The organism is Cryobacterium sp. LW097 (assembly GCF_002205495.2).
Classification (GTDB): Bacteria; Actinomycetota; Actinomycetes; order Actinomycetales; family Microbacteriaceae; genus Cryobacterium; species Cryobacterium zongtaii.
Genome location: NZ_CP021992.1, coordinates 1,716,543 through 1,739,824, shown reverse-complemented (window position 1 = coordinate 1,739,824; position 23,282 = coordinate 1,716,543). Strand labels below are relative to the sequence as shown.

General features: G+C 68.8%; 22 protein-coding genes. 7 read left to right on the top strand and 15 right to left on the bottom strand.

Features of this window, described 5'->3' with window-relative positions; translation table 11 throughout:
* Positions 1-108: 108 nt before the first annotated feature.
* The 8 genes from era to hrcA all read right to left on the bottom strand — a co-directional run bounded on the left by era (position 109) and on the right by hrcA (position 7,202).
* Positions 109-1,011, bottom strand: a complete 903-nt coding sequence (gene era, locus B7495_RS08005) for a GTPase Era (protein ID WP_088456110.1) — start codon at positions 1,009-1,011, stop codon at positions 109-111.
* A complete protein-coding gene (locus B7495_RS08000; protein ID WP_088456109.1) occupies positions 995-2,323 on the bottom strand; it encodes a hemolysin family protein in 1,329 nt (442 codons plus the stop codon). Before B7495_RS08000 ends, era begins: the two co-directional genes overlap by 17 nt.
* Complete coding sequence (gene ybeY, locus B7495_RS07995; RefSeq protein WP_088456108.1) at positions 2,320-2,787, bottom strand: rRNA maturation RNase YbeY; 468 nt, start codon at positions 2,785-2,787, stop codon at positions 2,320-2,322. The genes B7495_RS08000 and ybeY overlap by 4 nt, the downstream gene beginning before the upstream one ends.
* Positions 2,784-3,797, bottom strand: a complete 1,014-nt coding sequence (locus tag B7495_RS07990; protein WP_088457985.1) for a PhoH family protein — start codon at positions 3,795-3,797, stop codon at positions 2,784-2,786. The genes ybeY and B7495_RS07990 overlap by 4 nt, the downstream gene beginning before the upstream one ends.
* Positions 3,798-3,861: 64 nt before the next feature.
* On the bottom strand, positions 3,862-4,224 hold the full coding sequence (locus tag B7495_RS07985) for an HIT domain-containing protein (RefSeq protein WP_088456107.1): 363 nt from the start codon (positions 4,222-4,224) through the stop codon (positions 3,862-3,864).
* Between the two features lie 19 nt (positions 4,225-4,243).
* Entirely contained in the window at positions 4,244-5,005 is a 762-nt protein-coding gene (locus B7495_RS07980) for a 16S rRNA (uracil(1498)-N(3))-methyltransferase (protein WP_088456106.1), read from the bottom strand.
* 11 nt (positions 5,006-5,016) lie between these two features.
* On the bottom strand, positions 5,017-6,123 hold the full coding sequence (gene dnaJ / locus B7495_RS07975) for a molecular chaperone DnaJ (RefSeq protein ID WP_088456105.1): 1,107 nt from the start codon (positions 6,121-6,123) through the stop codon (positions 5,017-5,019).
* Between the two features lie 59 nt (positions 6,124-6,182).
* Entirely contained in the window at positions 6,183-7,202 is a 1,020-nt protein-coding gene (gene hrcA, locus B7495_RS07970; RefSeq protein WP_088456104.1) for a heat-inducible transcriptional repressor HrcA, read from the bottom strand.
* A 202-nt stretch (positions 7,203-7,404) separates the two neighbouring features.
* On the opposite strand from hrcA, the gene B7495_RS07965 reads away from it, so the two are divergent.
* Both B7495_RS07965 and B7495_RS07960 read left to right on the top strand, forming a co-directional pair.
* Positions 7,405-7,806 (top strand): DUF4870 domain-containing protein, encoded by a 402-nt coding sequence (locus B7495_RS07965; RefSeq protein WP_088456103.1) that lies wholly within the window; start codon positions 7,405-7,407, stop codon positions 7,804-7,806.
* Positions 7,807-7,915: 109 nt separating this feature from the next.
* Complete coding sequence (locus B7495_RS07960) at positions 7,916-8,290, top strand: DUF4870 domain-containing protein (protein ID WP_088456102.1); 375 nt, start codon at positions 7,916-7,918, stop codon at positions 8,288-8,290.
* 19 nt (positions 8,291-8,309) lie between these two features.
* Here B7495_RS07960 and hemW read toward each other — a convergent pair whose 3' ends face one another.
* From hemW to lepA, 3 genes are read right to left on the bottom strand one after another with little or no spacing between them, the layout of a single operon-like run.
* Entirely contained in the window at positions 8,310-9,536 is a 1,227-nt protein-coding gene (gene hemW / locus B7495_RS07955; RefSeq protein WP_088456101.1) for a radical SAM family heme chaperone HemW, read from the bottom strand.
* Positions 9,537-9,540: 4 nt separating this feature from the next.
* Positions 9,541-10,188, bottom strand: a complete 648-nt coding sequence (locus B7495_RS07950; RefSeq protein ID WP_088456100.1) for a DUF1990 family protein — start codon at positions 10,186-10,188, stop codon at positions 9,541-9,543.
* A 5-nt stretch (positions 10,189-10,193) separates the two neighbouring features.
* Positions 10,194-12,047, bottom strand: coding sequence for a translation elongation factor 4 (lepA, locus tag B7495_RS07945; protein ID WP_088456099.1), 1,854 nt, complete (start codon positions 12,045-12,047; stop codon positions 10,194-10,196).
* Between the two features lie 112 nt (positions 12,048-12,159).
* Here lepA and B7495_RS07940 point away from each other — a divergent pair, with 112 nt between their 5' ends.
* The 5 genes from B7495_RS07940 (at position 12,160) to B7495_RS07920 (ending at position 16,057) form a co-directional block, all read left to right on the top strand.
* A complete protein-coding gene (locus B7495_RS07940) occupies positions 12,160-13,425 on the top strand; it encodes a sensor histidine kinase (RefSeq protein WP_240632449.1) in 1,266 nt (421 codons plus the stop codon).
* Positions 13,422-14,078 carry a response regulator transcription factor gene (locus tag B7495_RS07935; protein WP_088456098.1) on the top strand — a complete coding sequence of 219 codons (657 nt, stop codon included), beginning with the start codon at positions 13,422-13,424 and terminating at the stop codon, positions 14,076-14,078. The genes B7495_RS07940 and B7495_RS07935 overlap by 4 nt, the downstream gene beginning before the upstream one ends.
* Entirely contained in the window at positions 14,078-14,845 is a 768-nt protein-coding gene (locus B7495_RS07930) for an alpha/beta fold hydrolase (RefSeq protein ID WP_088456097.1), read from the top strand. The genes B7495_RS07935 and B7495_RS07930 overlap by 1 nt, the downstream gene beginning before the upstream one ends.
* A 119-nt stretch (positions 14,846-14,964) precedes the next feature.
* Positions 14,965-15,225 (top strand): 30S ribosomal protein S20, encoded by a 261-nt coding sequence (gene rpsT, locus B7495_RS07925; RefSeq protein ID WP_088456096.1) that lies wholly within the window; start codon positions 14,965-14,967, stop codon positions 15,223-15,225.
* Between the two features lie 127 nt (positions 15,226-15,352).
* Entirely contained in the window at positions 15,353-16,057 is a 705-nt protein-coding gene (locus tag B7495_RS07920; RefSeq protein WP_088456095.1) for a hypothetical protein, read from the top strand.
* Between the two features lie 36 nt (positions 16,058-16,093).
* Here B7495_RS07920 and holA read toward each other — a convergent pair whose 3' ends face one another.
* The 4 genes from holA to leuS form a co-directional block, all read right to left on the bottom strand.
* Positions 16,094-17,137 carry a DNA polymerase III subunit delta gene (holA, locus tag B7495_RS07915; RefSeq protein WP_088456094.1) on the bottom strand — a complete coding sequence of 348 codons (1,044 nt, stop codon included), beginning with the start codon at positions 17,135-17,137 and terminating at the stop codon, positions 16,094-16,096.
* A 26-nt stretch (positions 17,138-17,163) separates the two neighbouring features.
* Positions 17,164-19,593 carry a ComEC/Rec2 family competence protein gene (locus B7495_RS07910; protein WP_168195298.1) on the bottom strand — a complete coding sequence of 810 codons (2,430 nt, stop codon included), beginning with the start codon at positions 19,591-19,593 and terminating at the stop codon, positions 17,164-17,166.
* Positions 19,594-19,604: 11 nt separating this feature from the next.
* Complete coding sequence (locus B7495_RS07905) at positions 19,605-20,402, bottom strand: helix-hairpin-helix domain-containing protein (RefSeq protein ID WP_088456092.1); 798 nt, start codon at positions 20,400-20,402, stop codon at positions 19,605-19,607.
* Between the two features lie 223 nt (positions 20,403-20,625).
* Positions 20,626-23,202, bottom strand: coding sequence for a leucine--tRNA ligase (gene leuS, locus B7495_RS07900; protein WP_088457983.1), 2,577 nt, complete (start codon positions 23,200-23,202; stop codon positions 20,626-20,628).
* Positions 23,203-23,282 lie beyond the last annotated feature (80 nt).

Below are 23,282 nucleotides of genomic sequence, written 5' to 3'. Positions count from 1 at the left end.
AGGGGACGGGCAGCGAGGGTCTCGACAGGGTCGACCGATGGGTGAGGTCGGTCGCCCGCGAGGACAGGTTCCAGGGTCTGGTGCGACCGGACCCGACCGGGCGCTCGGTTAGAAGCCCAGCCGACCGAGCTGCTTCGGGTCGCGCTGCCATTCCTTGGCGACCTTGACCCGCAACGAGAGGAATACCCGCTTGCCGACGAGAGGTTCGATCTGCTTGCGGGCGCGCATGCCGACGTCCTTGAGCCGGCTGCCCGACTTGCCGATGATGATGCCCTTCTGGCTGTCCCGCTCCACGAAGAGGTTGGCGTAGATTTCGACGAGTTCCTGGTCGTCACGTTCGATGATGTCGTCGATCGTCACGGCGATCGAGTGCGGCAGTTCGTCGGTGACGCCCTCGAGCGCCGCCTCGCGGATGTACTCGGAGATGCGCGATTCCAGGCTTTCGTCGGTCACGGCATCCGCCGGGTACAGCGGCGCGTCGCTGAGCGGCAGCAGGCGCAGCAGCTCGCTGCTGAGCACATCGAGCTGGATGCGGCTGGTCGCCGAGATCGGCACGATCGCCTCCCAATCGCGCAGCTGCGAGACCGCGAGAAGCTGGTTGGCGACGCTGGTCTTGGAGGACATGTCGATCTTGGTGACGATGGCCACCTTCTTGGCGCGCGGGAAGTTGTCCAGCTGTTCGTTGATGAACTTGTCGCCGGGGCCGATCGGCTCGTTGGCCGGGATGCACAGGCCGACGACGTCGACGCCGCTGAGCGTCGACTGCACGAGACTGTTCAACCGCTCACCGAGAAGCGTGCGGGGCCGGTGGATGCCGGGGGTATCGACCAGGATCAGCTGGCCGTTCTTCTGATGCACGATGCCCCGGATGGCGCGGCGGGTGGTCTGCGGCTTCGACGAGGTGATCGCCACCTTCTCTCCCACCAGGGCGTTCGTCAGGGTGGACTTGCCCACGTTGGGGCGCCCGACGAAGGATACAAATCCCGCCCGGAAATCAGGTTCTTGTGTCATTGCCGTGTGCTCCTTCGGTGTCCGGCATTCCCAGGAATGCGGACTGTGCGTTTCTCAACGCCTTGTCTGGTTCAACCAGCACTGTGCTGATTCGTTTGCGTCGACCCTCGGTTCGCTCCGCGGTGAGGATCAATCCGCTGGTTCTGGCTTCGGAGCCGGCGACCGGCAACCTGCCGAGCGCCTTGGCCAACAGTCCGCCGACGGAGTCGACCTCGTCGTCGTCGAGGTCGAGGTCGAAGAGTTCTCCGAGTTCATCGACGGGCAGGCGGGCGCTGACCCGGAAACGGCCGTGGCCGAGATCCTCGATCTCGACGACGTCCCGGTCGTACTCGTCAGAGATGTCCCCGACGAGTTCCTCGATCAGGTCCTCGAGGGTGACCAGGCCGGCGATGCCGCCGTACTCGTCGACGACCATGGCCAGGTGGTTCGACTCCAGTTGCATTTGGCGCAGTAGCGCGTCGGCCTTCTTGGACTCCGGCACGAACTGGGCGGGTTTGGCGAGTTCGCCCACCCGCAACGTCTCGAGGTTGCGGGGCCGTTCGTAGACCAGCCTGGACACGTCCCGCAGATACAGGATGCCTGTCACGTCGTCGACTTCGCCGTCGACCACGGGGACCCGGGAAAAGCCCTTGCTGAGGAACAGACCCATCGCCGCACCGACGCTGGAGTCGGCGTCGATGGTGACCATGTCGGTGCGCGGGATCATGAGCTCGCGCACGACGGTCTCACTGAACTCGAAGATCGAGTGGATCAGCTCGCGGTCGTCTTCCTCGATCACGTCGAGTTCGGTGGCCTCGTCGACCATGCTCAGCAGCTGGTCCTCTGAGGTGAACGTGGCAAGCCGGCTTCGGCCGGGGGTGACCCGGTTGCCGAGGGCGACGAGGGCGTTGGCGACCGGGCCGAGAAGCACCCTGAGGAAGTGCACGAGGACGGCTGTGAGCATGAGCAGAGTCTGCGGATGAGCCCGGCCGACGCTGCGGGGGCTCGCCCCGACGAGGACGAAGGACACCGCCGTCATCAGCAGGGCCGACAACAGCAGGGCAAGCCAGATCGCGTCGATGGTCGTGGCGAAGACCAGGGTCACCAGTACTGCTGCGGTCGTCTCCGCGATGATGCGCACGAAGTTGATGGCGTTCAGGTGCGCGCCGGTGTCGGCGGCGATCGCGCTCAGGGACCGCTTGGATCGCGCCGTCACGGCGAGCTCGGCGATATCGGCCCTGGACTGGGACATGATCGCCGCATCGACGGCGGCCATCAGCCCGCCGAAGGCGACGAGCAGGATGGCGGCGGCCAGGAACCACCCGACGATCATCGGGGCCGGCGTCGTTCCTGCATGGCGAAGCCGATCAGGATGTCGCGCTGGATGCCGAACATTTCCTTCTCTTCGTCGGGCTCGGCGTGGTCGAAACCGAGCAGGTGCAGCACGCCGTGCGCGGTGAGCAGCAGCAGTTCGTCGAGGGTGCTGTGGCCGGCGGTTTCGGCCTGGCCCTGGGCCACCTGCGGGCACAGCACGATGTCGCCGAGCAGACCCGGCGGGGTCTGGGCGTCTTCGGTGCCCGGGCGCAGCTCGTCCATCGGGAAACTCAGGACGTCGGTGGGACCCGGCTCGTCCATCCACTGCACGTGCAGCGCTTCCATGGCGCCCTCGTCCACGAGGACGATGGCCAGTTCGGCGTCGGCATGCACATGCATGGTGTCCAGCGCGAAGGCGGCGAGGCGCTGGATGGTGGCTTCGTCGACCGGGATGGCCGACTCGTTGTTGATTTCGATGCTCAACTGGATCTCCGTTTCGGGGTGCGATCGCGCGGGTTCCCCTGGTGCGGAGCGCGGGAGGCGAAGTCGCGGGCCTGTTCGCTTTCGTAGCGTTGGGCCTGCTTCTGCGCGTCGTATTCGGTGTAGGCGTCGACGATGCGGCCGACGAGACTGTGGCGCACGACGTCGGCGCTGGTCAGGCGCACGAAGGCGATGTCGTCGATGCCGTCGAGGACCTTGGTGACCAGGCGGAGGCCGCTGGCGCCGGCGGGCAGGTCTACCTGGGTGATGTCGCCGGTGACCACCATCTGGGAGCCGAAGCCGAGGCGGGTGAGGAACATCTTCATCTGCTCCGGGGTGGTGTTCTGCGCTTCGTCGAGCACGATGAACGCCGAGTTGAGGGTGCGGCCGCGCATGTAGGCCAGTGGGGCCACCTCGATGGTGCCGGCCGCGAGGAGCTTGGGCACCAGCTCGGGGTCCATCATCTCGAACAGGGCGTCGTAGAGCGGTCGCAGGTACGGGTCGATCTTGTCGGTCAAGGTGCCGGGCAGGAAGCCGAGCCGTTCGCCGGCTTCGACGGCCGGCCGGGTGAGGATGATCCGGTCGACCTCCTTGCGCTGCAGGGCTTGCACGGCCTTGGCCATGGCGAGGTAGGTCTTGCCGGTGCCGGCCGGGCCGATGCCGAAGACGATGGCGTTCTCGTCGATCGCGTTGACGTAGTCGCTCTGCCCGAGGGTCTTGGGCCGCACGGTGAGGCCACGCGAGGTGAGGATGGCCTGCCCGAGCACCGTGGAGGGGCTAGAGGTCGCGTCGGCCCCGAGCATCCTGGCGGAGGTGCTCACCTCGGCCTCGCCGAGGTCGGCGCCGGTGCGGAGCAGCAGCTGGAGCTCCTCGATCAACCGCACCACGGCCTCGACGGAGACCGCCGCGCCGGTGAGGGTGACCTCGTTGCCGCGCACGTGCACGACGACGTCGGGGTATTCCTTCTCGATGGTGCTGAGGAACCGGTCCTGCGGGCCGAGCAGGCGCACCATGGCGACGCCGTCCACCAGGAGCTTGCGCACCACGTCGAGCGCACCGCCGTCGGGAGTTTCGGCGTCAGAGGGCAGCAAGCGTGCCCTCCTCAAGAGCGCCACCGAGGACGTGCGCGTGCACGTGGAAGACGGTTTGACCGGCCGAGGCTCCGGTGTTGAAGACCAGGCGGTACTCGCCGGCGCAGTGTTCGTCGGCCACCCGGCCGGCCACGGCGATCAGCTCGGCCAACAGCGCCGGGTCCCCCGCGGCGAGTTCACCGACGTTGCGGTACTGCTGCGACTTCGTGGTCACCACGACGTGCACGGGCGCCTGCGGGGCGATGTCGTTGAACGCGATGATGTCATCGGTTTCCGCGACGATGGTCGCGGGAATTTCGCGCGCGGTAATGCGGCTGAAGATCGTGGGTTCTGCACCGGAGGAAGCCATGGTTCTATCTTAAGCGCTCCTACCAGCGCCCGAGGGTTGCGTTTAGGATGGCGACCGCGGCGGGGCCGGCCGTCGAGGTGCGCAGCACGGTATCGCCCAGGCGCACCCGGCTGGCGCCGGCCTGCTCGAGGATGTCCAGTTCACTCGGGGCGATGCCGCCCTCCGGCCCGACGACGAGCACGATATCCCGGTCGTCGGTGGGCACGGCGATCGCGGTCAATCTGAGCTCGGCGGTCGGCTCGAGCAACAGCATCCGGCTGGTCCCAGCGAGCTGGGCCAGCTGCTTGGTACTGGTCAGCGGCAGCACGTCGGGCAGCCACGGCCGGATGGACTGCTTGCTGGCCTCCCGCACGATGGCGGACCAGCGCGCCTGCCCCTTGGCGATCTTGACGCCCTCCCAGCGGGCCACCGACCGGGCGGCGGCCCACGGGATGACCCCGTCGACGCCGAGTTCGGTGGCGGCCTGCACGGCGAGTTCGTCGCGGTCACCCTTGGCCAGGGCCTGTACGAGCAGGATGCGCGGCACGGCCGGCGGCGTCCGAGTCACGGTGTCCACCCTCGCCGTGAGCTCGGCCGGCGCGGCCGACAGGACCGTGACGCCGAGCACCAGGCCGGCGCCGTTACCGAGCAGCAGGGTCTCGCCGGGGCGCACCCGGCTGACGGTGACGGCGTGCTTGGCCTCGGCCCCGGTAATGCTCACCGTGGCCCCGACCGCGGGGTCCGCGGTTGGCGAGCCGTCGGCGGAGGCGCCGAGGGTCTCTGACAGGAAGAAGTGCGCCATCGAACGTGGTCCTAGCCGAGGAACCTGTCGCGGAGCTTCGCGAACAGGCCCTGCTGGAACTGGCTGAGGGCGGGCGCCGGAACCTTGTGCCTGGCGGCGAAGGCCTCGATCAGTTCCCGCTCCTTGTGGTCGAGCTTGGTGGGGGTGAGCACCTGCACGCCGACCCGCAGGTCACCGCGGCCGTTGCCGCGGAGCCTCGTGACGCCGCGGTCCTTGACCGTGAGGATCTCGCCGGCCTGTACGCCGGGGCGCAGTTCCACTTCGATGTCACCGTCGAGGGCCTTCACCGTGGCCGTCGCTCCGAGGATCGCGTCGGTCATCGGCACCTCGAGGGTGCAGAGCAGGTCGTCACCGTCGCGGCTGAAGACGTCGTGGTGGCGCACCTTCATCTCCAGGTACAGGTCACCGTTCGGGCCACCGGCCGGCCCGGCCTCGCCGCTGCCGGGCATCTGCAGGCGCAGGCCCGTGTCCACGCCGGCGGGGATGTCGACCGGCACGGTGCGGCGGGCACGCACGCGGCCCTGGCCCTGGCAGGTGACGCACGGGGTGGCGATGATGGTTCCGTAGCCGCGGCAGGAGCCGCAGGGGCTGGAGGTCATCACATTGCCGAGCAGCGAACGCACGGCGCGCTGGATGCTGCCGGTGCCGTGGCAGATGTCGCAGGTGACCGGGGAGGTACCCGGCTGGCAGCAGGTGCCCGAACAGGTGGCACAGACGATCGCCGTGTCCACCTCGATGTCGCGGTGGGTGCCGAAGATGACCTCGTCCAGGTCGAGTTCGACGCGGATGAGGGCATCCTGGCCGCGTTCACGCCGGGAACGGGGACCACGGCTGCCGCCGCCGCCACCGCCGAAGAAGGTCTCGAAGATGTCGCCGAAGTTGCCGGCGTCGAAGCCGCCGCCCTGGCCGTTGCCGGAGCCGCCGCGGTCGTAGTTCTGGCGCTGCTTGGGGTCGCTGAGGACGTCGTACGCGTGCGTGACGGTCTTGAACCGTTCTGACGCCTCGGCGCCGGGGTTCACGTCGGGGTGCAGCTGGCGGGCGAGCTTGCGGTACGCCTTCTTGATTTCGTCGGTGCTGGCGTCGCGGGCGACGCCGAGTGCTTCGTAGTGGTCAGCCAAAGCTGGCTCTCCTTGGGGTTCTGGGGTGGGGAAGTCGGGTCGAGATAGGTGTGGGGCGGCTAGTTCTCGCCGAGCAGTCGGGAGAGGTACCGGGCGACGGCGCGCACGGCCGCCATGTTGTTGGAGTAGTCCATCCGGGTCGGGCCGAGCACACCCAGGCGGGCGGCGTCGCCGCGGGATGTATAGCCGCTGGTGAGCACGGAGGTCTCGCCGAGCCCGAACGGTGCGTTCTCCCGGCCGATGCTCACCGACACGCCGTGCTGGTCTGTGGCCATTTCGCCGAACAGGCGCAACAGCACCACCTGCTCCTCGATGGCCTCGAGGACCGGATAGATGCTCCCGGTGAAGTCTTCCTCGGTGCGCACGAGGTTCGCGGCTCCGGCCATGACCAGGCGGTCCTGCCGGTTCGCTCCGACCTGATCGCGCAGGGTGCCGGTGATGAGATCGACGAGCTCGGTCTGCTCCGGCGATCCCAGACCGGTCGGGCCGCTCAGGGCCGTGGCGGCGGCCGCCATGCCGAGGCCGCCGACGACGGCGTTCAGCCTGGAGCGCAGCTCAGCCAGGGCGGCTTCCTCGATCGGGCGCGGCAGTTCAACGACCCGTTGCTCCACCCTGCCGGAGTCGGTGATCAGCACCGAGAGCACCCGGGTGTCGCTGAGCGGCACGAGCTCGATGTGGCGCACCGTGGCCCGCGACAACGAGGGGTATTGCACCAGGGCCACCTGGTGGGTGAGCTGGGAGAGCAGGCGGACACTGCGGGCGAGGACTTCGTCGAGATCGGCGGACTGGCCGAGGAAGACCTCGATGGCCTGCCGTTGGACGCCCGTGAGTGGACGCAGGTCGGCCAGGTGATCCACGAACAGTCGGTAGCCCTTGTCGGTGGGGATGCGCCCCGACGACGTGTGCGGCGCGACGATGAGTTCTTCCTCTTCGAGCAGGGCCATGTCATTGCGGATCGTGGCGGCCGAGACGCCGAAAGCGTGCCGGTCGACGATCGACTTGGACCCGACCGGTTCGCGGGAGGCCACGTAGTCCTGCACGATGACCCGAAGGACTTCGAGGCTGCGGTCTGATACCACTGGACGCTCGCCTCCCTCTCCCGTTTGTGCCGCCGACGGCTGGCACTCTCTTCGTATGACTGCCAATCATAACGCGGGCGTCTGGGATACCCGTTGCTCACGGACGAATTCGCGCAGTACCGTGGTGGCACACGTATCTCCGTGGCGGTATCCACCGCTGTTTTCCATCGCTGAATCCACTTGCACGTCGAAGGGCATCGTCATGAGCTATCCCAATGGGCCTGGACAACCGACAGGGTCGGGCACCGCTGCTGCGCTGACTCCGGAGCAGGACAAGCTGTGGGCGTCCCTGGCGCACCTGGGCGGCATCCTCTCGTTCCTGCCGGCCCTGATCATCTGGCTGGTCTTCAAGGAGCGCGGGCGATTCACCGCCGGCGAGGCCAAGGAGGCGCTCAACTTCCAGATCACGCTGTTGATCGGCTATCTCGCCATCAGCGTGCTCAGCACCGTCCTGGCACTTCTCACCTTCGGCCTGCTGGCCGGGCTCGGCTCGCTCACCTGGGTGCTCTGGCTGATCGGCGCGATCTTCTCGGTACTCGGTTTTGTCAGCGCCCGAGACGGCCGCCCGTATCGCTACCCGTTCGCTCTGCGCCTGATCAACTAGCGCCCGATCAGCTAGTTTTCTCACTGCGGGCGCCCGAGACCGGCGCTATTCTGGTGACAGCTCGACCAGCACCATCCTCGCTCCCCCGAGCGCCCACGAAGGAGATTTAATGTCTGAGGCAACGCCTCCCCCCGCCAACCCGTACCAGGCACCCAGCCAGCTGAGCCCGGCCGACGAGAAGCTGTGGGCGACCCTGATCCACATCGGCGGAATCCTCTTCGGCTTCCTGCCCGCCCTGATCGGTTACATCGTGCTCAAGGACCGCGGTCCGTTCATCCGCGCACACGCCGCGACGGCCCTGAACTTCCAGATCACCCTGGCCATCGCCTACCTGGTCGGATCGATTCTCACCGTCATCCTCGTCGGCTTCCTGATCCTGGCCGCCGCCTGGATCCTCAGCATCGTCTTCAGCATCATGGCCGCGATCGCCGCGAACAAGGGCGAGTGGTACACCTACCCGCTGACGATCAAGTTCGTCAGCTGATCGTAAGAACCGGGCCTCACTAGTCGGTAAGCAGTCGGCGCACCACGGCGTCGGCGAGCAGCCGACCGGTGAGGGTCAGTTCGATGTTGCCGCCGATGGCCGCGCGAGCGTCGATGAGCTCGTCGGCGATCAGACCGGCGACCTCTCGGCGGCCGAGCGCCGACAACGTCGCCACCGGGATTCCCTCACGGATGCGCGTGAGCAGCAGCACCCGTTCGGTTTCGCGGGTGGCCTCGTCCAGGGTTTCCCGTCCGGCGGCCGGTGAGTGGCCGGCCAGAATGCGGTCGGCGTACGCCGCCGGATGCTTGACGTTCCACCAACGCACCCCACCCACGTGGCTGTGCGCGCCGGGGCCGATGCCCCACCAGTCGGCGCTGCGCCAGTAGGACAGGTTGTGCCGGGACCGGTGTTCGGTTCCCCGGGACCAGTTGCTGACCTCGTACCATCCGTAACCGGCCTCGGCCAGACGCGCATCCGCGAGTTCGTAGAAGTCGGCCTGCAGGTCTTCGTCGGGCTGGACGAGCTCGCCCCGGCGGATCTGCCTGGCCAGCTTGGTACCGTCCTCGACGATGAGCGAATAGGCGCTGATGTGGTCGGGCTGCTGGCCGATGGCCGCGTCCAGGCTGGCCCGCCAATCCTCGATGGTCTCCCCCGGTGTGCCGTAGATCAGGTCGAGACTCACGTCCAGGCCCGCCTCGCGCGCCCAGGCCACCACGAGCGGGACCCGTTCGGGATCATGCGTTCTCTCGAGGGTGGCCAGGACCCGCGGTACCGCGGACTGCATGCCGAAGGACACCCGGGTGAAACCGGCCTGCTTGAGCTGGCGGAGATAGGCCAGGTCGACGGAGTCCGGGTTGGCCTCGGTGGTGATCTCGGCGCCCGGCACGATGCCGAAGGTGTCGCGCACGGCATGCAGCATCCGCACCAGATGGTCTGCGGGCAGCAGCGTGGGGGTGCCGCCGCCGAAGAAGACCGTCGCGGCGGGCCGGGCCGGCACACCGGATTCGGCCAGGATGCGGGCGGCGGACTCCACCTCGAGGACCGCCTGGCTGGCGTAGTCGCTCTGCTTCACCCCGCGCAGTTCCGTGGCGGTGTAGGTGTTGAAGTCGCAGTAGCCACAGCGCACCTTGCAGAACGGTACGTGCAGGTAGACCCCGAAGTCGCGGGTCGAGGCGCCGAGCGCGGCCGAATCCGGGATGAGGCCATCCAGTGGTGCGGGGTCGCCGACCGGGTGCGGTCCAGCCATCCGGTCAGCCTCGTCCGACGGGGTGCAGGGCGAGCAGGTACTTGCGGGTGTAGCGCTCCTGCTGGACGCGCAGGATGGGCCAGGCCAGCGTGTAGTACCAGGTGCTGGGACGCGAGAAGGAGCGGATGGTGAGCCAGACGGAGTCGTCAGCGCGACGGTCGACGATGAAGCATTCCTCGCCGGTCTGCGGGTGGCCGCGCATGGTTCCGTAGGCGAAGCCGATCTTGTCGGCCTCGTCGATGACGTAGACGACGCGCACCGGTGCGGCGACGGTGAACGGGCCGGTGGGGATGGCCAGCTTGGCGGTCATCCCGTTGCTGATGAACGCGGTGCCGTCCTCGGCGAAGGTGGCCTCGTTCACCGGGTGTTCCTGGTTGGGCGCCGGGGTGCCGTTCTCGGTGAAGACGATGCCGGTGTACTGCACGCCGGTGCCGGCGTCGAGGTCGGTGACGTCGATGCCGCTGCCGCGCTGGATGCCCCAGGTCATCAACGCCGTCGTGGCCACCCGGAACCGTTCCTCGCCGCTGCCCAGGCGCACCGTACGCTCCAGCGGGCGGTGGCCCTTGGGCGGGTAGCGCATCAGGTCGGGGGCCAGGGTGCCGCCGATGGCGGCGTAGGTCACGGCGGCGTCGGTGAAGGTCGAGCGGCGCATGATCGTTACTTCTTTTCCTTCTTGGCCGGCTCGTCGCCGGAGAGCGCGGCGATGAAAGCCTCCTGCGGAACCTCGACCCTGCCGACCATCTTCATGCGCTTCTTGCCTTCCTTCTGCTTCTCCAGCAGCTTGCGCTTGCGGGAGATGTCGCCGCCGTAACACTTGGCGAGGACGTCCTTGCGGATGGCGCTGATCGATTCGCGGGCGATGATGCGGGCACCGATGGCGGCCTGGATGGGCACGTCGAACTGCTGGCGCGGGATGAGCTTCCGGAGCCGTCCGGTCATCAGCACGCCGTAGTCGTAGGCCTTGTCGCGGTGAACGATGGCGCTGAACGCGTCGACCTGTTCGCCCTGCAGCAGGATGTCGACCTTGACCAGATCGGCCTCCTGCGAGCCGATGGGCTCGTAGTCGAGGGACGCGTAGCCGGCGGTCTTGCTCTTGAGCTGGTCGAAGAAGTCGAACACGATCTCGCCCAACGGCATCGTGTACCGGATCTCGACCCGGTCCTCACCGAGGTACTCCATGCCGAGCAGGGTGCCGCGGCGACCCTGGCAGAGTTCCATGATCACGCCGACGTAGTCCTTGGGCGCGAGGATCGCTGCCTTGACGATGGGTTCCTCGACGACAGCGATCTTGCCGTTGGGGAACTCGCTCGGGTTGGTGACCGTGACGGTCTTCTTGTCGTCGGTGGTGACCTCGTAGATCACGCTGGGCGCGGTGGTGATCAGGTCGAGGTTGAACTCCCGGTCGATGCGCTCGGTGATGATCTCCAGGTGCAGCAGGCCGAGGAAGCCACACCGGAAGCCGAAGCCGAGGGCGACGGAGGTTTCGGGCTCGTAGACCAGCGACGCATCCGAGAGCTTGAGCTTGTCGAGCGCTTCGCGCAGCGCCGGGTAGTCGCTGCCGTCGATCGGGTACAGGCCGGAGAACACCATCGGCTTGGGTTCGGTGTAGCCGGGCAGCGCCTCGGTGGCGGGCTTCATCGCGGTGGTGACGGTGTCGCCGACCTTGGACTGGCGCACGTCCTTCACGCCGGTGATCAGGTAGCCGACCTCTCCGACGCCCAGGCCCTTGCTGGGGGTGGGTTCCGGGCTGGTGACGCCGATCTCGAGGATGTCGTGGGTGGCGCGGGTCGACATCATCTGGATCTTCTCGCGCGGGCTGAGGTGCCCGTCGATCATTCGCACGTAGGTGACGACGCCGCGATAGCTGTCGTAGACGGAGTCGAAGATCATGGCGCGGGCCGGCGCGTTCGCGTCGCCGACGGGGGCGGGGATCAGCGAGGTGGCCCGGTCGAGCAGTTCGGACACGCCGACGCCGGTCTTGCCGGAGACCCGAAGCACGTCGTCGGGGCTGCCGCCGATGAGGCTGGCGAGCTCCTTGGCGTACTTGTCGGGGTCGGCGGCAGGCAGGTCGATCTTGTTGAGCACCGGGATGATGGTGAGGTCGTTCTCGAGCGCCAGGTAGAGGTTGGCCAGGGTCTGGGCTTCGATGCCCTGGGCGGCGTCGACGAGCAGGATGGCGCCCTCGCAGGCCGCCAGGCTGCGGGAGACCTCGTAGGTGAAGTCGACGTGGCCGGGGGTGTCGATCATGTTCAGCGCGTAGGTCTGACCGTCCATCTCCCACGGCATCCGCACCGCCTGGCTCTTGATGGTGATGCCGCGTTCGCGTTCGATGTCCATCCGGTCCAGGTACTGGGCACGCATGGAACGGTCGTCGACGACGCCGGTGATCTGAAGCATCCGGTCGGCCAGCGTGGACTTGCCGTGGTCGATGTGCGCGATGATGCAGAAGTTACGGATGAACGCGGGGGCGGTGGCGGCCGGTTCCAGCGCCTTGAGAGCTCTCGGTGACATGATGGCCCAATTCTCCCATGCCCCGCAGCATCGGTGTGACCTGCCCGGGTGGCAGTCGGTCATCCATTCGACGGATGACGGAACCAGCGGTCCTGATTAGGCTGGGCGCACCATGTCCAGCCTCGCACTCCGCACCTCCCCGCTCCGCCGGGATCCCATGCCGCCCGCCAGCATCGGCGAGGGTCTTCCGCACTCAGCGCTCACCCCGGTGTTCTCCGGCCTGCGGATCGGCCTGCACGTTCTGATCATCGGGCTGACCGGGCTGGTCATCGTGCGGACCCTGTTGGGGGCGGTGCCGAACCCCGTCGCCGTGGTGAGCCTGTCGCTGCTCTTCCTGGCCAGCTACGTCGGCGGCAGCGAGCTGGCCCGGCGGCGGCCGTGGCGATGGGTCGTGCCGGTCTGGATGGCCGTGCTGCTGGTGGAGTGGCTCGCACTGACCCTGCTGGCACCGGATGCCGCCTTCATCGTTTTCCCGCTGTTCTTCCTGCAGCTGCACGTGCTGCCCCTCAGGGCCGGCATCCCCCTGGTCCTGCTCAGCGTGCTGTTGACGATCTGGGCGATGAGCTTCCACGTGGGCCTGAGCCTGGGCGCCACCCTCGGCCCGCTGGTGGGCGCGGGCGTGGCGGTGGCGGTGGGCCTGGGCTACCGGGCACTGCTGCGCGAGGCCGCCGAACGGCAGAACCTGATCGAAGATCTGCTCACCACCCGCACCGAGCTGGCGGCCACCGCGCGTGACGCGGGCACCCTCGCCGAGAGGGAACGCCTGGCCAGGGAGATCCACGACACCGTGGCGCAGGGGCTGTCGAGCATCCAGATGCTGTTGCACGCCGTCGAGGGCCGGGTATCCGATCCGGCGGCCCTGGAGCACCTGCGCCTGGCCAGGGATACCGCGGCAGCCAATCTGCAGGAGACCCGCCGGTTCATCCGGGAGCTCACCCCGCCGGCCCTGGACAGCCAGACCCTGCCGGGCGCACTCGCCAGGCTCGCCTCGTCGGCAGAGCGCACCGCACCGGTCGGCGACCATGCCACCAGGGTCAGCCTGCATGTGACGGGTGACCCGATCGCGCTGCCGATGTCGCTGGAGACGACCCTGCTGCGGATCGCGCAGGGCTCGCTCGCCAACGTCGCCCAACACGCCGGCGCCAACCGCGCGGAGGTCACCCTGAGCTACATGACCGATGAGGTGGCCCTCGACGTCGTCGACGACGGGCGCGGTTTCACCCTCACGGACGCCACGGCTCAGAGTCCGGACTCGTTCGGCCTGGTCGCCATCCGGCAACGTGTCGAAGCGCTCGGCGGCTCCTTCGTCCTGGAGTCCGCACCGGGCCTGGGCACCGCGGTCGCGGTGCGATTCCCGATTCGTCAGGCGCTGGCATGATCCGGGTGCTGCTCGCGGACGACCACCCCGTGGTGCGGGCGGGACTGCGCGCCATGCTCGGCGCCGAGCCGGACCTTGAGGTCGAGCTGGAGGCCGGCACGGCGGAGGAAGCCGTGGCCCTGGCCGCCTCCGGCCGGGTCGACGTGGTGCTGATGGACCTGCAGTTCGGTGGTGCGCTGCCCAATACCGACCCACCGGGCACCCCCATGCAGGGCGCGGAGGCCACCCGGTTGGTCCGGTCCCGACCCGGCGCCCCGCACGTGCTGATCCTCACCAATTACGACACGGATGCCGACATCCTCGGTGCCATCGAGGCCGGCGCCAGCGGGTACCTGCTCAAGGACGCGCCGCCCGCCGAACTCGTCGCCGCCGTGCGGGCCGCGGCGGCGGGACAGAGCGCACTCGCTCCGGCCATCGTGACCCGGCTGGCCGATCGGTCGCTCGTTCCGGAGGGCCGGCTCTCCCCCCGCGAGGTCGAGGTGCTTGCCCTCGTGGCGGCCGGCCGCTCCAACCGGCAGATCGGTCAGGACCTGTTCCTCAGCGAGGCGACGGTGAAGTCGCACCTTGTGCACATCTTCGGCAAGCTCGGCGTCGGGTCGCGGACCTCCGCCGTCGCCAGCGCCCGCGCGTCGGGCACCCTGCGGGGCGCCTGATGCCCACCGCCGGTTACCGGGTCCCCGTCGTGCTCGTGCACGGGATCCGCACCTCGGCCAGCATGTGGCGGCACCAGCTGGAGTGGCTGGCGGCGGCGGGACATCCGGTTGTCGCCGTGGACCTGCCCGGCCACGGCTCGCGCCTGGGCGAGCCGTTCACCCTCGACGGTGCGCTCGGTGCCATCGATGGGGCGGTGGACGCCGTCGAGGGGCCGGTGCTGCTCGTCGGACTGTCGCTCGGCGGCTACTACGCCATCGCCTACGCGGCCAGGAATCCGGACCGGGTGCTCGGCCTGGTGGCCGCCGGGTCGTCGTTCGAACCGGGCGGGCCGGGACTGGCCGCCTATCGCTGGCTCGCCCGGATCATCCACAGGTTCCCGGACCGCGGTCTCTGGCTGCACACCTTCCTGGTCCGGCGGATGCTCCCGCCGGCCGGGGTGCGGGATGTGCTCGCCGGCGGCGTAGGCCTGGACGTCATGGACGCGGGCCTCGCGGCGACGGGGCGGTTGTCGCCGCTAGCCGATCTCAGGGCGTTTCCCGGACCGGTCTGGCTGGTCAACGGCGCGTACGATCACTTCCGCCTGCACCAACGACGGTTCCTCGCGGCGGCGCAGCGAGGCACCCTCGTGACGGTTCCCGGGGCCGGCCACCTGGTCAGCCTGCATCGGCCGCACCGGTTTGATACTGTGCTCAGGCGCATCATCACTGAGATCGAGGCCGATCTCGATCAGAGCTCCCCCGATTCGGTCAGCCAGCCGGGCAGATAACTGGTATCGTTGCCTGTTGGCTTGCGTGTTGGGTCCCACCCCACACGATTTTCGCCGCACGGTGCCCTCTATCGCCGGGCGGCCCATCCGAACAAGAACCTAACGAAAGCGTATAAAACGTGGCAAACATCAAGTCGCAGATCAAGCGGATCCTCACGAACAAGAAGTCGCAGGAGCGCAACAAGGCGGTCAAGAGCGAGTTCAAGACCGCCATCCGGGCCACGCGCCTCGCCGTCACCGCTGGTGACAAGGACAAGGCTGTCGCCAGCCTCGCCGTTGCTTCCAAGAAGCTCGACAAGGCCGTCAGCAAGGGCGTCATCCACCAGAACCAGGCAGCGAACAAGAAGTCCGCTATCGCCAAGGCTGTCAACGCGCTCTAAGCAGCACCGCTCTTCAGCAGTTCAGAAGTACAGACACACCCCCGCCCTCCTGGGCGGGGGTTTTCTGTGTTGCCGCCGGATCCGGCCGGCCCTTTCCGAGGTGCCCGGCCGACGCTATGGTGGCGTCGTGACAAGCGAGCAGACCGGCCCGGTGAAACCGTCCGCCTGGCGCCATCAGGCCCGGTTCCTCGGCGGCGCGTTCGCCGTGGCAGCCGCCGTCATCGCCGTCGGCCTCTGGTCGGCCCCCGCAGTCACCGCATACGAGGGCCTGAACCCCTGGGTGTTCGCGGGGCTGCTCGGTTTCATCCTCGTGTTGACCGGGGCCTGTGTCCTGTTCGCGGCCTCGCTGCCCACCGCGCCCCCCAACACGGCACCGTCCACCGCCGCACTGTCCATCACCGCACCGTCCATCACTGCGCCCGCCGCAACGCCGCCGGCCACCGAAGCTGCCGCGCAGCCGGCAGCTCAGCCTGCAGCGCACCCGGCAGCACACACGGCAGCCCCTCGGCGGGGGCTGACCATCCTCGGGTCGGTGTTCGGCGTCGTCGGCCTCGCGCTGGCCGCTCTCGCGGTGGTGCTCACGGTACTGTTGCCGATGCCCACCCAGCGGATCATGGTGCAGTTCACCGACCTGTATGGCAGGGTCCAGCTGGAATACTGCCCGTCCCTGCCGGCGTCGTTCGCCGCGACGGCATCGCGGGCCGATCTGGCCGGCTCCTCAACCATTTTGCCGGTGAAGGTGAGCGGGGATATCTGCGGCGACCCCGAGTTCACCGACGGGGTGTGGATCTACCTGAACCGCTCGTCGGTCACGGTGTCCGGCCAGCCCTGAGTCGGCCTCGGCCGCCCGGTCCGTGACCGGCCGCCCTCATTCGCCGCGTTTGGCGATGACCGTGACGAGCCGCTCGAGCGCGAAGATCGGGTCTCTGCCGGCGCCCTTCACGGCCGCGTCGGTCTCGGCGAGCATCACGATGCACCGGGCCAGACCGTCATCGCTCCAGCCGCGCAGATCGCGTTGGGCGCGCTCCACCTGCCAGGGGGCCAGGCTGTAGGTGGCCGCCAGCTGGGCGGACCCGCCGCGCACGCCGAACAGCTTCGCCATGGTGCGGATCTTGCTGGCGAACGCGGCGACGATCGGGACCGGGTCGGCTCCTGACGACAGCGCGTGCCGCAGGGTGACGAGTGCCTCGCCGAGACGCCCGGCGATGGCGGAATCGGCGACCTTGAACGCGTTGGTCTCGACGCGGCCGCCGTAATAGCGGTCCACCGTGGTCTCGGTGACCTCGGCTCCGGTGTCGGCGATGAGCTGCTGGCAGGCGGCGGAGAGCTCGGCCAGGTCGTCGGAGAACGCGGCCACCAGCGACCGCAATGCGCTCGGGGTGACTCTTTTGCCCGCCGAGCGGAATTCGGCGGTGGCGAAGTCGTGCTTGTCCGAATCCTTCTTGAGCTCGGCGCAGACCACTTCCACGGCGCCGCCCACGCCGCTGCGGATGGTGTCCAGGAGCTTCTTGCCGCGCACGCCGCCGCCGTGGCGCAGCACGACGTAGGTGTCGTCTGCGGGGTTCTGCAGGTAATCGATGGCCTCGGTGAGGAAGGTGTCGCTGCACTTCTCGACGTTGCTCACGCGGATCAGCCGCGGCTCGCCGAACAGCGAGGGGCTGGCCAGGGTGAGCAGCTCACCGGGCGCGTAGCTGTCGGCCTGGATGTCGCTGACCTCGAGGCTGGGGTCCTCCAGCTTGAGGAAGTCCCGCAGCGACCGGATGGCGCGTTCGGCGAGGAAGGTCTCGGTACCAGAGACGAGCACGACGGGCGCCGGGCGCACCTGATGCCAGGCGAGCTGCGGGATCTTCGCCGCGCCGGCCTTGGCGGCCGGTTTGCCGGTTCGTGCCTGTGCGGTTGTTCGTGCGGCCACGCGGCTCCCTTCGCTACCAACCCAGCCTAACCGGCACCTGTGACCTTCTCCGTCCAGACCACGAGTCCCCGGCGGGCCGTCGGGGCACCGGTGCCGGGCGCGACCACCACCATCCCGTCCCGGTCGGTGCGCAGCACGGTGGTTCCCGCCGCGCCGAGGATGTCGAGCACCGACCTGGTGGGGTGTCCGTAGCCGTTGTCCGCACCGACCGATACGACTCCGATGCTCGCCTCGATCTCGGCGTAGAGGGCGGCACTCTGGTCGCGAGAACCGTGATGGGCGACCTTGACCACGTCGACGGCACCGATCTGACCGGCGGCCATCAGCCCCTTTTGTGCCTCTTCGTCGAGGTCGCCGAGGAAAAGCGACCGGATGCCGCCGCCGTCGAACGCCATGCTGACGCTACCGGGGTTCCCGGTCTGCATGAGGGTCGAGCCGCGGATCGGCCACAGGATCTCCCAGGTCAGTGCGCCGAGGGCGCCGGTGTCGCCGCGGGCGGTTTCGCGCACGTCGGCCCCGCCTGCAGCGAGCCGGTCGAGCAGCGCCGCATCCTGGCTGGTCTCCGGCCGGCCCACCAGTGCGGTGTCCACCCGGCCGATCACCGCGGCCAGACCGCCGATGTGGTCCAGGTCGTAGTGGGTGAGGACCAGAAGATCGACCCTGTCGATGCCGAGGGTGTCCAGGCAGTCGGCCAGCAGCGCCGGGTCCGGGCCCACGTCGACGAGCGCGACCGACGCACCGTCACGCACGAGCACGGCATCGCCCTGGCCGATGTCGCAGGCGGCGATCTGCCAGGCCGTGGGGAAGACTGCGGCCCGGCCCAGCTCGTAGCCGACCGCGCCTCCGATCGCCCACCCGGCGACCACGCAGACCAAGGTCCCGCTCACGGTCCGCACCAGCACTGTCACCCGGCCGGAGCCTCGGGCGGCAAGCACAGTCAGCACGGCGACGGTACAGGCCACGATGAGGACCACTCCGAACGGTCCACCCGGCCAGGGCAGGCTGTTGGCAGGCATACCGGCGGTCGTGGTCGCGACAGCGGCGATCCAGGTGGCCGGCAGCCAGGCCAGCCACACCAGCGGGGTCGCGAGAACGGGTGCCCACGGCAGGAGCAGACAGGCGACCAGGCCGGCAACGGTGGCCACCGGCGCGGCGGGGGCTGCGAGCAGGTTCGCCGGCACCCCGTACACCGGGAGCGTCGGACTGAGCATGACCAGCACCGGCTGGCAGGCCAGCTGAGCGGCGATCGGGATCGAGAGTACCGCGGCGACGGGTGTGGGAAGCCAGCGTCTGAGCCGACGGCTGAGCGGCCCCGCCAGCACCAGCAGCCCGAGGGTGGCCAGCACCGACAGCGCGAAGCCGTAATTGCGGGCCAGCCAGGGATCGAAGATCAGCAGACACAGCGAGGCCATGGCCAGGGCAGGGAGCCCCCGCCCTGGCCGACCGAGCGAACCTGAGAGCAGAACGATGGTCGCCATGGTCGCGGCCCTCACCACGCTCGGTTCCGGAGTGACGAGCACCACGAAGCCGGCCAGCACGACCAGCCCGCAGACCAGCCGCCACCCCCGGCCGAGGCCCAGCGCGGCTGCTGCCACCAGGACGATGGCGAGCACAATGGCGCAATTGGCTCCGGACACCGCGGTGAGGTGGCTGAGCGAGCTCGTCTTCATGTCCTGGTCGAGGCTGTCATCCACCGCCGTGGTGTCGCCGATCGCCAACCCGGGCAGCAGGCCTGCTCCATCACCGGGCAGCTCGGCGGACGCTCTCGCGAACCCCTCGCGAACGGCGTTCGCCCAGGCCAGCCACCACGGCGCGGGGTGAACCGGTTCCGGTGGGGCTCGCCCGAAGATCAGGACGGCGGCCGCGTCACCCGGCTCCGTTGCGCCGAGAGTGCCCGTCATCCGGATCCCCTCGCCGATGGCGGGGGTCTCAGCGGATGCCGGGGCGAATACGACGACGGGCACCGAGAGGCCGGTCCCGGCTGGGGAAGCCTCCCCCGTGCTCGCCTGACCGGGTGGCTCGCCGATGGTGGTGAGCGTGGCCCGGAACCGCATCTGCGCCCCACTCCCGATGGCCGACCGACTGCTCTGCGCCGGCGCCGACCAGACCGTGAGAACCACGGAGGCCTCGCCGTGTTCGGCTGCGACAGCGCGAACGGATTCGGGCAACCGCACCGGCGCCTGCACCGCGACGGACAGCCCGGCCAATGCGGCCGCAGCGCAGCACACGGCCACGGTGGCCAGTACCGGGCGGACGCGCTGCACCAGGAAGCCCGCGCCACGTGCTCGCGACCCGGTCACGAGTGCACCGACGGTCAGCAGGACGGCGGCGGCCGCAGCCAGGCCGGCCACGAGGGCTGCATCCGTCGTCGTCGCCACCAGCAGCCCGGCCGACAACCAACATGCCGCGGCCGGCAGCACCAGCCGCAGGTCCACACTGTTCCGGCTTCGGGTCATGCCGTCCTGGTTCATACGGTGATCAGGTCCGTGAGCGCGGCGAAGGTCTTCTCGCCGATCCCGGTCACGTTGCGCAGATCGTCGATGCTCGCGAATCTGCCCTCCGCCGCGCGGTAGTCGAGGATGCGCTGGGCCATCACCGGGCCGATCCGAGGCAGCGTGTCGAGGTCCTCCAACGTGGCCGTGTTGAGGTTGACCTTCGCCGCTGCACCCCCGTTCGCGGCGCCGGGTGCGCCGCCGGGCGTCCCGGCGCCTCCGGCCTGCGCCCCGGCAGGCGGACCGGGCACGACCTCGCCGTGCGCCGGAACGTAGAGCTGCTCGCCGTCGGCGACGAGTCTGGCCAGATTGAGGCCGGCCTCGTCTGCGGTGGGGAGCAGACCGCCAGCGGCGGCGACCACGTCGATGACCCTGGCACCCTCGTGCACTTCGAACAGGCCGGGATGCGCGACGGCACCCAGCACGTGCACAAACACTCCGGGTGCTTCCGCTTCGCCGGTCGGCGCACCGGTGCCGCGCGGGTCGGCCTGCGCTTCCGGGGTCGCGCCGGTGGGTGGATCCGCTGTCTGGCTCGCACTCGCGTCGTCCACCAGCGGGTCCGCGCCCGGATTCGCCGGCACCGCAACGCTGTGGCTGACCTGCCCGATGGCGGTCACGGTCACGCTGATGCCCAGCGCCGCGAGCAACAGGACGATGGCCGCGCCCACCCCGACGCGTATGCGGGTGCGACCGGGGCCGGCCGACAGGGCCCCTGGCTCCCCAGAGCGCGTGCGAGATGACGGCGTCAAACTGGCGAACGGGTCAAAATCCATGCGGACAGGCTAAACAGCGCCGCCACTCGCACCGCTTCCGTGAGGGGATCTGTGTCGGGGCGACTACCGGCCAGCCTGTGGAGGAACCCCCCGCGGGGCGCCGGGGTCTTAGAGCCGGTCCACGTTAGTGGTGGTTACAGCGCTCCGCCCCGCGCACCGGCCCCTCAGGGGAACCTGTTCGCGGGGCGGAGCCGGGCCCGACTGTGGAGGCGGGGCGTGCGGCCTAAGCGGCGGGCTTGGTGACGATGCTCACCATCCGGGGCGCCCGCACGATCACCTTGATGATCTCGCGGTCGCCGATCGAACGGATCGCGGCTGCCGACGCACGGGCGAGGGCCTCGAGATCGTCGCTGCTGATCTTCGGGGAAACCTCGAGGCGGTCGCGCACCTTGCCGTCGACCTGCACCACCGCGGTCACCGACTCGGCGACCAGGAGGCTGCGGTCGGGCTTCCGCCACAGGGCTAGCGCGACGCACGGTTCGTAGCCGAGCCGCTCCCACATGTCTTCGGCCGTGTACGGGGAGAACAGGTTCAACGCCATCGCGGTGACCTCGGCGGCTTCGCGCACGGCGGCATCGGCCGGTCCGGCACCGGTATCGATCACCTTGCGGGTCGCGTTGACGAGCTCCATCATTCGCGCCACGACGACGTTGAATTTGAACGACTCAATCAGCGAAGGGGCGTCGGCCAGGAACCGGTGGGTGACGCGGCGCAGGGCAACGTCCCCGGTCTTCCACTCCACATCCGGGGCGCTGGTGACGTCGCGCGCGACGCGCCAGGCACGGGCCAGGAACTTCGCCGAACCGACCGGGGACACGTCGGCCCAGTCGATGTCGTCTTCGGGCGGGCCGGCGAACGCCATGGTCAACCGGACGGCGTCGACGCCGTACTTGTCGACCTCCTCGGTGAAGTAGACCAGGTTGCCCTTGCTCTTGGACATCTTGGCACCGTCGAGGATGACCATGCCCTGGTTCAGCAGAGCCGTGAACGGTTCGGTGAAGGTGACGTAGCCGAGGTCGAAGAGCACCTTGGTGATGAAGCGGGCGTAGAGCAGATGCAGGATGGCGTGCTCGACACCTCCGACGTACTGGTCGACGGGGGCCCACTTGTCGGCTTCCTTCGGGTCGAACGCCTTGGTGTCGTCGGTGGGGTTGAGGAAGCGCAGGAAGTACCAGGAGCTGTCCACGAAGGTGTCCATGGTGTCGGCGTCGCGCTTGGCCGGGGTGCCGTCGATGGGGTTGACGACGTTCACCCAGTCCGCGGCACCGCCGAGCGGGGAGGTGCCCTTGGGCTTGAGGTCGAGGCCGTCAGTCGGCGGCAGCAACACCGGCAGCTGGTCCTCAGGAACCGGGATCTCGGTGCCGTCTTCGCCGTGAATGATCGGGATGGGGGTTCCCCAGTAGCGCTGACGGGAGATCAGCCAGTCGCGCAGGCGGTAGTTCTTGGCCGCCCGCCCGGTGCCGTCGGCGACGAGCTTGTCGATCATCCGCTTGATGGCGTTGGCCTTGGTGAGGCCGTTGAGGGCCCCGGAGTTGACCAGGCGGCCGTCGCCGGTGAGCGCGACGCCGGTCTGGGCGGGGTCGAGGGCGTCGGAGTCGAGGGACGGCAGTTCTTCGGAGCCGTCCAGCATCCCCGGGGTGATCACCGGGATGACACCGGTGACCGGCGCCGTGGTGTCGACGACGACGCGTACCGGAAGGTCGAACCGCAGGGCGAAGTCGAGGTCGCGCTGGTCGTGGGCCGGAACCGACATCACGGCGCCGTGACCGTAGTCGGCCAGCACGTAGTCCGCGGCCCAGATCGGCAGGCGCTCACCGTTGGCGGGGTTGATCGCGTACCGTTCGAGGAAGACGCCGGTCTTCTCCCGGTCGGTGGCCTGGCGTTCGATCTCGGTGCTGTTCTGCACCTGCACCAGGTACGCCGCGAAGCGCTCGCGCACCTCGGGTGAGGCATCGGCGACGAGGTCGGCAGCCAGGTCGGCGTCGGGGGCGACGACCATGAACGTGGCACCGAAGAGGGTGTCCGGGCGGGTCGTGAAGACGCTGACCGGCTCTGCGCGACCTTCGATGGTGAAGTCGACGTCGGCGCCGATGGAGCGGCCGATCCAGTTGCGCTGCATGTTCAGGACCTTGGCCGGCCAGGTGCCCTCGAGCTGGTTGAGGTCATCGAGCAAGCGGTCGGCGTAGTCGGTGATCTTGAAGTACCACTGGGTGAGCTTCTTCTTCACCACGACGGCGCCGCTGCGTTCGCTGGTGCCGTCGGCGAGCACCTGCTCGTTGGCGAGCACGGTCTGGTCGATCGGGTCCCAGTTGACCCAGCTGTCCTTGCGGTAGGCCAGGCCCTTCTTGTACAGCTGCAGGAACAGCCACTGGTTCCACTTGTAGTACTCGGGGTCGCTGGTGTGCAGCTCGCGGGACCAGTCGAAGGATGCCGCGTAGAGCTTCATGCTCTTCTTCTGCTGCGCGATGTTGTCGTAGGTCCAGCCGCGCGGGTCGATGCCGCGCTTGATGGCGGCGTTCTCGGCGGGCAGGCCGAAGGAGTCCCAGCCGATCGGGTGCAGCACGTTGAAACCCTGCTGGCGCCAGTAGCGGGCGACGATGTCGCCGAGCGCGTACACCTCGGCGTGGCCCATGTGCAGGTCGCCGGACGGGTACGGGAACATGTCCAGCACGTACTTGCGCGGCCGGGTGTCGTCGGGGTCGCTGGTGCGGAACGGCTCCAGCTCGTCCCAGATCGGCGCCCACTTCGCCTGGATGGCGGCGAAGTCGTAACCGTCTTCGTCCTCGGGGCCGTTGGACATGGTGTCGTGCTCGTGTGCCACGTGACTCTCATTCATTGTGGTGAGGTGGCGTTCTGCACAGCGGGTCTGTACCCCGTTGG